10 protein-coding genes are annotated in these 8906 nt (G+C 65.9%); 7 read left to right on the forward strand and 3 right to left on the reverse strand.

Features of this window, described 5'->3' with window-relative positions; genetic code table 11:
* Positions 1 to 488 precede the first annotated feature (488 nt).
* Positions 489 to 830 (forward strand): SymE family type I addiction module toxin, encoded by a 342-nt coding sequence (locus HWX08_RS33115; protein WP_174922141.1) that lies wholly within the window; start codon positions 489 to 491, stop codon positions 828 to 830.
* Positions 827 to 1147 (forward strand): helix-turn-helix domain-containing protein, encoded by a 321-nt coding sequence (locus HWX08_RS33120; RefSeq protein WP_174922142.1) that lies wholly within the window; start codon positions 827 to 829, stop codon positions 1145 to 1147. The genes HWX08_RS33115 and HWX08_RS33120 overlap by 4 nt, the downstream gene beginning before the upstream one ends.
* Before the next feature lie 133 nt (positions 1148 to 1280).
* On the opposite strand, the gene HWX08_RS33125 is transcribed toward HWX08_RS33120, so the two are convergent.
* Both HWX08_RS33125 and HWX08_RS33130 read right to left on the reverse strand, forming a co-directional pair.
* Positions 1281 to 2051, reverse strand: coding sequence for a glycosyltransferase family 25 protein (locus HWX08_RS33125; RefSeq protein ID WP_174922143.1), 771 nt, complete (start codon positions 2049 to 2051; stop codon positions 1281 to 1283).
* On the reverse strand, positions 2048 to 2365 hold the full coding sequence (locus HWX08_RS33130) for a hypothetical protein (protein WP_174922144.1): 318 nt from the start codon (positions 2363 to 2365) through the stop codon (positions 2048 to 2050). Before HWX08_RS33130 ends, HWX08_RS33125 begins: the two co-directional genes overlap by 4 nt.
* Before the next feature lie 478 nt (positions 2366 to 2843).
* On the opposite strand from HWX08_RS33130, the gene HWX08_RS33135 reads away from it, so the two are divergent.
* From HWX08_RS33135 to HWX08_RS33145, 3 genes are all read left to right on the forward strand, one after another.
* Positions 2844 to 4439 carry a tetratricopeptide repeat-containing glycosyltransferase family protein gene (locus HWX08_RS33135; RefSeq protein ID WP_174922145.1) on the forward strand — a complete coding sequence of 532 codons (1596 nt, stop codon included), beginning with the start codon at positions 2844 to 2846 and terminating at the stop codon, positions 4437 to 4439.
* 13 nt (positions 4440 to 4452) lie between these two features.
* Entirely contained in the window at positions 4453 to 5316 is an 864-nt protein-coding gene (locus HWX08_RS33140) for a CgeB family protein (protein ID WP_174922146.1), read from the forward strand.
* A 213-nt stretch (positions 5317 to 5529) separates the two neighbouring features.
* A complete protein-coding gene (locus HWX08_RS33145) occupies positions 5530 to 5955 on the forward strand; it encodes an NUDIX hydrolase (RefSeq protein WP_174922147.1) in 426 nt (141 codons plus the stop codon).
* Between the two features lie 106 nt (positions 5956 to 6061).
* Here HWX08_RS33145 and HWX08_RS33150 read toward each other — a convergent pair whose 3' ends face one another.
* Complete coding sequence (locus HWX08_RS33150; RefSeq protein ID WP_174922148.1) at positions 6062 to 6898, reverse strand: peptidylprolyl isomerase; 837 nt, start codon at positions 6896 to 6898, stop codon at positions 6062 to 6064.
* Between the two features lie 641 nt (positions 6899 to 7539).
* Between HWX08_RS33150 and HWX08_RS33155 the strand changes: the two genes are divergently transcribed.
* Positions 7540 to 8427 carry a carbonic anhydrase gene (locus tag HWX08_RS33155; RefSeq protein WP_244134348.1) on the forward strand — a complete coding sequence of 296 codons (888 nt, stop codon included), beginning with the start codon at positions 7540 to 7542 and terminating at the stop codon, positions 8425 to 8427.
* Positions 8428 to 8462: 35 nt separating this feature from the next.
* On the forward strand, positions 8463 to 8906 hold a 444-nt coding region (locus tag HWX08_RS33160; RefSeq protein WP_341773850.1), incomplete at its 3' end, for a peroxidase family protein.

Consider the following 8906-nt stretch of genomic DNA (forward strand, 5'->3'; position numbering starts at 1 on the left):
CTGGGATTCGATCTCGTTTTAAAGAGATGCCGCGCGTGGACGGATCGCGGCCGGTTCGTCGTATCGCGCGGGCATGCGTGGATCGTCGACGCATCGCGTGCATGCACCGTCATCGCGAGCGGCGAATGCGATCGTCGTGCGGTATGCGACGGGTGCCTCGAAGCGAGCGTCCGACACGTTTTTCAACATATTGGCGATGAATCGACGATGCGCGCCGCCAGCGCAAACGCGCCGAAATCGTTGTGCAGCAAGGATCCGGCCCATAGGCCTAATGGCCAATTCCGCTGAAACGCACATAACCATCGCCCCAAACCGTTCGAACCTCGCTACAGTGGTTGCACATTTTCGCAAGGAGGTTCAGGTCGTGTCGACGCGCCACGCATGTGACGAAGTGACGATCGGTCTCCGCTGCGTAAACGAGCGCGGCCTGCAGATGCACCTACACCTGCAGGCCGCTGACCACAACCAACTCAAGCAAGGAGTTGCCCATGGCTGACGCGAATCATAGCGCACCATTTATTTTCCAAGACTGTTTCGTCGACCGTGAGACCTCGTCTCAATCTCGCCGCATCGTCCCGCATCTGAGGCTCACCGATATGTCACCGCCTGTCGTGCATCTGTGGATGAAGCTGTCCGGCCGGTGGATCGAGGCGGCGGGCTTCGATCCCGAGCAGCGCCTGCAGATCGAGGTGTCGCACCAGCGGCTGGTGATCACGCCGCTCGACGCTGCGGGCAGCGATGCTGTCGGCAAGCATGGATTCCCCGCTGTCGAACCCGCGACGGAACGGCAGCCGCGGCAAAGTCCGGTCACGACGGGAGACGCACGATGAAGCGCAAAGCGAAGAAAACCACCACCGACAACATGCCGGACGATTTCGACCTCTACGACGTCGGCGAACTGTCGGCCAAGTGCGCGCTCGTGCTGAAACTCAACGCACTGATCGCGTCGCGCGGCCTGAGTGAAGACGAGGCTGCGGCGCTCGCGGACATGGTCCGGGCGGCGGTCACGCCCGAGCAGCGCGAGCGGCTCCGGAACGTGACGCTGGATCATCTGATGGTGATGCTGGCGGCATTTGGCCAGCATGTGGAAATCGTGGTGCGGCCCGTGGGGGAAGCGGGCCCGGCGGGTATCACGGTATCGGTCTGACGCGTTCCGTCATCCGCATTGAACGCGCAAAAAAGCCGCTGCCATCGTCATCGGCAGCGGCTCACCCAGCGGATCGCCCGATCCGCGCTGCGCGTGATACCCACGTTGATTGTCGAATCGTCGCTTCGCGCGGTCAGACCTGGATCGTCGACGTCTCGCGCGCGTTCATCGTCACGGCGAGCGGCGGAAAGGTCGCCACGCTGCGCATCGCGCCGTAGAACTTGTTCATCACGACATCGATGCCGTAGTTCCCCATCATCCGGCCTAGCCCGTGCGAATACAGCACCTCCGGTTGCAGCGGAAAGCAGCGATCGAGCAGGAAGCGCGCGCCGGCCGGCGAGATCGTGTACGCGCAGATCCCGTAGAACTCGAGCAGGTTCATCACGAGCACCGGGCCGCGATCGTTCTGGAAATCGCCGATCGCGTCGGTGAGTGCCGCTTCGTCGAAGCGCATCGTCACCGGCGTGCGGCTGTTGAAGATCGACCCGCGCAGGATCGAATCGAAGTTGTAGCCCCACGCGACGAAATCGTGACGCCCGGGGTTGTCGCGCAGGAATTGCAGCGTCGCGTCGTGGAAGTCCGGCCGGAAGATCGCATCGTCTTCGGCGATCGTCACGAGTTCGCTGCCGGCGGCGATGTCGGTCCACAGGCGGTGCGTGGTCATCGCGATGCCGAACGCGCCGCGAGTGTACGGCAGCCCTGGCGCGAACAGGCCCGATGCCGCGATATCCTCATCCGACAACGCGCGACCGTCGATCGCGTCGACGAATTCGAAATCCAGATCGGGGTTGTTCGCGCGGAACGCGTGCCGGCGCGCGTCGCTGCGGCGCAGTGAAATGACCTGGACGGTCGGGCGCACGGCCGGCTCGACGGCAATCGACGCGAGCGCGTTCGTCGCCATCATTGCCACCCCGTCACGACCGAGATCCCGAACACGATGCCGAGCACGATGCCCACCGTTCGGCCTTGCAGAATCGGCTTCAATGCGTCGGGCTCGAAGAACGGATCGACCGCGTCCTCCCGGTTGCGCCAGGCGGCGAACAGCGGCGGCACGAGCAGCACGAACGCCATCAGCAGCGCGGTGACCAGCGTCACCGCCAGGCCGCCGGCAACCCATCGCGTACCGGTTTCGATCACGAAATGCACGAGTGCGACGGTCGCCGAACTCGCGATCATCCCGACCACCGCGCCCTTCACCAGATTATCTGCATCACTCATCGACTGTCCTCCATCGCCAGATTCATTCGTGCCGATCGGAATCGGCGGATGCTGCGTATTACAGGCGAGTCGGACGCGAATCTCTATCGGACGGGTCTTATTGTCCGGTGGTGGGGCGGCGAAATAGGACCAGACCTACATCGGCAGGCCGGGGCCGGGGCCGATGCGGTGCTGCGCGTCGGATAAAGGCGAGGCATTGCCCGCAGGCGCGGCGGCAAACACGCCGCCCCTTCCCGCGTGACAGCCCCCGAAACATCGAATCAGCCCTTTTAGGACTGGTCCGATTCAGTTGCCGACCGCGTCTGCATAAAGTGGAACCCGTCACGGCGCCGCGCGTTCCGCCCCTACCGGCATGACGATCCTCGCGACGCGTGCGCGTCCGGAACGTCCCGGCAAGCACGCTCGGCGCCCCTTCCCCGATTGACGATGCAACCGTTCGCCGCGCCGATGCGCGACCGATTTCCCGGAGCGAATTCACATGCAGATCACGACTCACGACATGTCCACTCTCGCGGACCAGCCTCATCAGCAGGACAACCACGACGACGCGGTTCAGCCCTTATCGGCGCCCGGCACGCTCGACGAATCCGTCGCCGACACCACGCAGGCGCTGATCGACCGCGGCGACGTCACCCGTGCCGTCGAGTTGGCCGCCGAGCACTGGCGGATGCATCCGGCGTCGCCGGCGGCGGCGTTCAACTGCGGTTACGCGCTCCAGATGGCCGGGCGTCACGCGGAAGCGATCGCGCCGTACCGCAAGACGTTCGAACTGGCGCCCGCATGGCCGTCGCTGAAGAACAATCTCGCGCTCGCGATCCGCCTGACGGGCGGCGATCCCGACGAGGAGCACGCATTCATCGAAGGCGCGCTCGACGACGATCCGCACGACGCCCGCGCGTGGACGAATGCGGTGATCACGCGTCTCGACCGGTTCGACCTCGACGGCGCGCAACGCGCGGCCACGCGGGCCGTGTCGCTCGCGCCGGACAGCCCGCAAGCGATGAACAACGCGGCCACGATGTTCAAGGAGGCGCAGCAGTGGGGCGACGCCGAGCGGTATGCGCTGCATACCTGCGCGCTCGATCCGCACAACCCGGCGCGCCGCTACAACCTGTCGCTGCTGCGCCTTGCGCGCGGCGACTTCGCATCGGGCTGGCGCGATTACGAAACCCGCTGGAGCGGCGCGGGCGAGCTGCGCGGCACGCTGCCCGCGTTTGCGCGGCCGCGCTGGCGCGGCGAATCGCTCGCCGGCAAGACGCTGCTCGTATGGGGCGAACAAGGGCTCGGCGACGTGCTGCAATTCAGCCGCTACGTGCCGCTGCTCGCGAAGCGCGTGCATCGCGAAGGCGGGCGCATCGTGTGGAACGTGTTTCCGGCACTGGGCGCGCTGATCCAGCGCAGCCTCGGCCATCACGTCGACGTCTTCGACACCGGCATCGATATCGAACGCCTGCCCGAACACGACTACGAACTGCCGCTGCTCAGCATTCCGTGGCTGCTCGGCCTCGACGCCGACACGCTCGCCACGCCCGCGCCCTATCTCCATGCCGACGCCGCGGCCACCGACGCGTGGCGCCATGCGCTCGCCGGCGAGCGGCGGCTGAAGGTCGGCCTCGCATGGACCGGCAGCCTCACGCACCAGCGTAACCGCTTCCGCCGGGTCGGGCTCGAACGGTACGCGGACGCGTTCGGCAACCTGCAGCGGGACGTCGCGTTCTACTCGCTGCAACCGGGTGCGCAGCACGACGTCGAAGCGGCGCGCGCGGCCGGCTTCGAGGTGACGGACCTGACACGCGAATGGAACACGCTCGACGACACCGCCGCGTTCATCGGCGCGCTCGATCTCGTGATCACCGTGTGCACGTCGGTCGCGCACCTGAGCGGCGCGCTCGGCCAGTTCACGTGGGTGCTGCTCGATGCGAACCCGCACTGGGTCTGGCAGCACGACCGGCGCGACAGCCCGTTCTATCCAGGCGCGTCGCTGTACCGGCAACGGACCTTCGCCGACTGGGGGCCCGTGCTCGACGAGGCCGCGGCCGATCTGCGCGATCTCGTCGGCCGCAACGCCGAATAACGGGGCGCGCGGCATGGACTACAACCTCTGCGTCGTGCGGCCGCCGGACAATCCGCATACGGCCGCGTTCGACGAACTCGCGGAAGTCATCGCGTACGGGCTGCACGATCTCGGCCACGCGGTGCACATGCACGACAATGTGCTGATGCCCGGCGCGCGCAACATCATGATCGGCTGCCATCATGCCGAGCCGGGTTCTATCGAACACGTGCCGGCCGACACGATCATCGTCAACACAGAGCAGATTCACGTGGACGAGCGCGACTGGAACGAACGGATCTATTTCTGGACCTCGCGCTTCGAAACCTGGGACTACAGCGAGCGCAATCTCGCGAAGCTCCACAGCGTCGGCATACGCGAGACGCGCCATCTGAAACTGGGTTTTCATCCGGCGCTGCGCCGCATTCCGGCGAACGTGGAGCAGGACATCGACGTGCTGTTCTACGGCTCGATCGGGCCGCGGCGTCAGGTCGTGCTCGACGCGCTGGCCGCGCGCGGTCTGAAGGTCTGCGCGGTGTACGGCGTGTACGGGCAAGCGCGCGACGCGCTGATCACCCGCGCGAAAGTCGTGCTGAACCTGCATCACTATGCGTCGCACATCTTCGAGATCGTGCGCGTGTTCTACCTGATGACCAACGGCAAGGCGATCGTCGGCGAAGTGTCGCCGACCACGGCGGTCGACCCCGACTATGCGGACGGGTTCCGCGCAGCGCCGTATGACGCGCTCGTCGATGCGTGCGTCGAGCTGGTGCGTGACGCCGAACAGCGTCGCACGCTCGAGGCGGCGGCACTGGAAACGATCGCGCGGATGCCGCAGGCACGGGCGCTCGCTGCGCTGCTGGCGCGGCAGGCCGTGGCCGAGTCGCTGGCCGAGTAGCCGCGCGACGCGTTCGATCCACGGTTGACCGTGCGAATCAGGCCAGTCTGATTTCCCGCCGAAACATCCTTCCCGACAATAGCGCTGCTGGACGGCCGGCGACGGCTCGCCGGTCGATCGACACAACGCAGATCTTCCAATCTTGAAGCCGCTTCCCCGAGGCGGCGTTTTTCACACCGCGGCATGCGCCGCATGCAATTGGACGACATCATCATGAGAGAACGCGCCACCGTCCTGTGCCGACGCGGCGACCGGATTCTGCTGGTCGCCCGATCGCGCGCCCGCTGGGCGCTACCCGGCGGCCGCCCCAAACCCGACGAATCGCTGAGCGACGCGGCGCGCCGCGAACTCGCGGAAGAAACCGGGCTCGCCTGCCGAAGCCTGCGCTACCTGTTTCGCGCCGCCGGCAAGCATAAGCTGCATCACGTGTTCCTCGCGGATCTCGACGCACACGCGGTCGCCCGGCCTTCGCGGGAAATCGCGCACTGCGCGTGGTTCGACCGGCAGGCGATCTCGTCGATCGATTGCAGCGCGCCGACACCCGCCATCGTCGAACTTGCACTCGACATGACGCTCGATGCCCCGCCCGTACTCTTCATGATTCATGTCGACGCAGCGCAGGCCGTGCCGACGGAATGATTGTTTGAGGGGGCGACGGAAGCAATCCTATGCAGGCGAAACGCCGAAGACATAAAAAAAGCTCGGCGGGCCGTGAGCCCGCCGAGCTTCTTTCTTTTCGCGCGCGTTACTGCTGAATCGTCGCCTGCGCAGCCAGCTTGTCGACCAGCGCGGTCATCGCGCTTTGCCGCGCCTGCTGCTCCAGTTGCTGTCGCAGCACACCCTTGGCCTTGTCAAAGGTCGGCACGACCACCGGGCGCTTGTCGTCGAGCTTCACGAACGCGTACGCATTGCCGATCCGGATCGGGCCGGACACCGCGCCCGGCTTCAGCGACGTCATCGCCTGCGCGAGCGGCATCGGCAGCCCGCCGGTACGTCCTTCGGCCAGCGGCGTCTTCAGTTCGCTCCACTCGGCCACGCCGCCGTTGGGCGTCGTGTTGTACTTCTTCGCGACCGTGTCGAAGGCCGTACCCTTCTTCAGCTCGGCGGCCGCCGCGTTCGCCTGCGCGGCATCGGCCACGGCCAGCACTTCCGCACGGTATTCGAACTGCGCCGCGTTCGCGACGATGTAGTCGTAACGCGCCTTCACCTGCGCATCGGTCACGCGCTGCGCGCCCAGCGCGTCGCGCAGGTACAGATCGGCCGCCGCGCTGGCACGCGCACGCGACACGATGTTCTGCACTTCGGGGCGGCTGCCGTAGTTCGCCTTGTCGGCGGCCTGCTCGACCAGCTGGCGCACGATCAGGTCGCGCTTCACCGCGGCGCGCAGCGCCGGCGTATCGGCTTGCCCGGATGCCTTGACGATCGCGTCCACGTCGCTCTGCGCGATCGGTGCGTTGTTCACGACGGCGACGACGCCGGCCGGCAGCGAAGCCGCGCCGGCCTCGGCCGCGACGACGTTCGTCATGCCGGTGGCGCAGACGAGCGCGATCACGGCGGGAATGGCTTGAATACGAGTCTTCATGATGGAGTCCTTGATAATTGACCGCGCACGAAGCGCTGCGCGAGTGAACGAAGAAAACAACAGGGCGACGACGGCACCGCTCGATCGAGATGTGTCGTCGGTGATGCACCGCTCGGGGTGTACAGGAATCGCGGATGACGCGAGGCGAACTGCCGTACCGCCTACCCGTTGCCGTGACCGGCGACAGCGACGGCGATGCGCCGCAGGCGGAACCCGTTGGCGGCCGCCAACAGGGAAGAGTGCCCTGCGCTCGCATATGGCAGCGTTGTTACCTTGGCCGCTCGGTCCACTCGATCGGTCACGACCGCGCCCACCGGCCGCCGCAAGGCACTCTTCCCTGTCGCTCGGCCGCGTGCCACGCTCCTTGCCGCGTATCGAGCGCGGAAAAAAGACGCCGCCCGCATCGGGCGGCGTTCGGAACGAAGACTAGCTTCGGGTATGGGTATCGAACGGATCACCCTGAAACCGTTCGACCGACACATTGTGGGCAGACGCCCACGACGACACAATCAGCCTGGTCCTACATCGGGCGGGTTTCTCTCGTCTCGATGACAACCGCGGCGCGGCGTGGCTCGGTGCGTTCCTGTAACGGCTTCCGGATGGACAGCGCACGACGTGCAGCCTGAATCAGACAAGTCTGATTGGAACCCATTGGGTCGATACGAATAATGAAATGGCTCGCGGTCACGCATGCATTGGATGCTGCCGCGGGGCGATCTCCTTTCACCTTCCTGTATCGAGGATCCCGTTTGAGTCATCGCATCAACCTGACGCAGCTCGTCAAGGCCATCCGGCGGGCGGCGCTGCCGCTGTTCGCCGCCGTCATCGCAGGCGGCGCGCACGCTGCCGCCAGCGCCCCTTCGCAAGATCAGCACGACTTCGATTACGCGCATCAGCAGGCGTGGCAGATCGAATCGGGCGATGCGCAATCGCCGATCGACATTCGCTCGGGCACCGTCGTGCAGGCGGAGCGCTTGCCCGGCGTGAACGACGCGATCGTCGTGCAGGTCGCGCGCGGCGGTGCGACCGTCGTGGACAACGGACACACCGTCCAGGTCGTGCCGAAGCGGAGCGACGTGATCATTCGCGGCCGTCACTTCAGATTGCTCCAGGTGCACTTTCACGCACCGGCCGAGCACACGATCGACGGCCGGCGTTATCCGCTCGAAGGCCATTTCGTGTTCCGCGCGCAGGACGGCCGGCTTGCCGTCGTGGCCGTGCTGTACCGCGCCGGCGCGGAGAACGCGCAGTTCGCGTCGATCGTGCGCGCGGCGCGACGCGACGTTGCGTCGCCGCTGGCGTCGTTCGATACGGCCATGCTGATGCCGGCCGATCTCGACAGCTATTACCACTACCTCGGCTCGCTGACGACACCGCCGCTCACCGAGAACGTCGAATGGTATGTGCTGCAGGACACCGTGGAACTGTCGCAGGCCGACATCGCCGCGTTTACGCAGCACTACTCGCACAACGCGCGCGCCACGCAGCCGCTGAACGGGCGTCCGTTGTTGAAATATCAAGCGAACTGAACCGAAGCAACATCGATCATTCACGGAGAACATTCATGACGAATCAATCGAAGTGCCCGTTCCATCAAGCCGCAAGCAGCGGCACGACGAACAAGGACTGGTGGCCGAACCAGCTGAACCTGAACGTCCTGCATCGGCACTCGCCGCTGTCCGATCCGATGGACAAGGATTTCGACTACGCCGAGGCGTTCAAGAAGCTGGACCTCGCGGCGGTAAAGAAGGATCTGCACGCGCTGATGACGACGTCGCAGGACTGGTGGCCGGCCGACTTCGGCCACTACGGCGGCCTGTTCATCCGCATGGCCTGGCACAGCGCCGGCACCTACCGCACGGCCGACGGCCGCGGCGGCGCGGGCGGCGGGCAGCAGCGCTTCGCGCCGCTCAACAGCTGGCCGGACAACGTGAGTCTCGACAAGGCGCGCCGCCTGCTGTGGCCGATCAAGCAGAAGTACGGCCGCAACATCTCGTGGGCCGACCTG

It is taken from the genome of Burkholderia metallica (assembly GCF_902832845.1).
GTDB lineage: Bacteria > Pseudomonadota > Gammaproteobacteria > Burkholderiales > Burkholderiaceae > Burkholderia > Burkholderia metallica.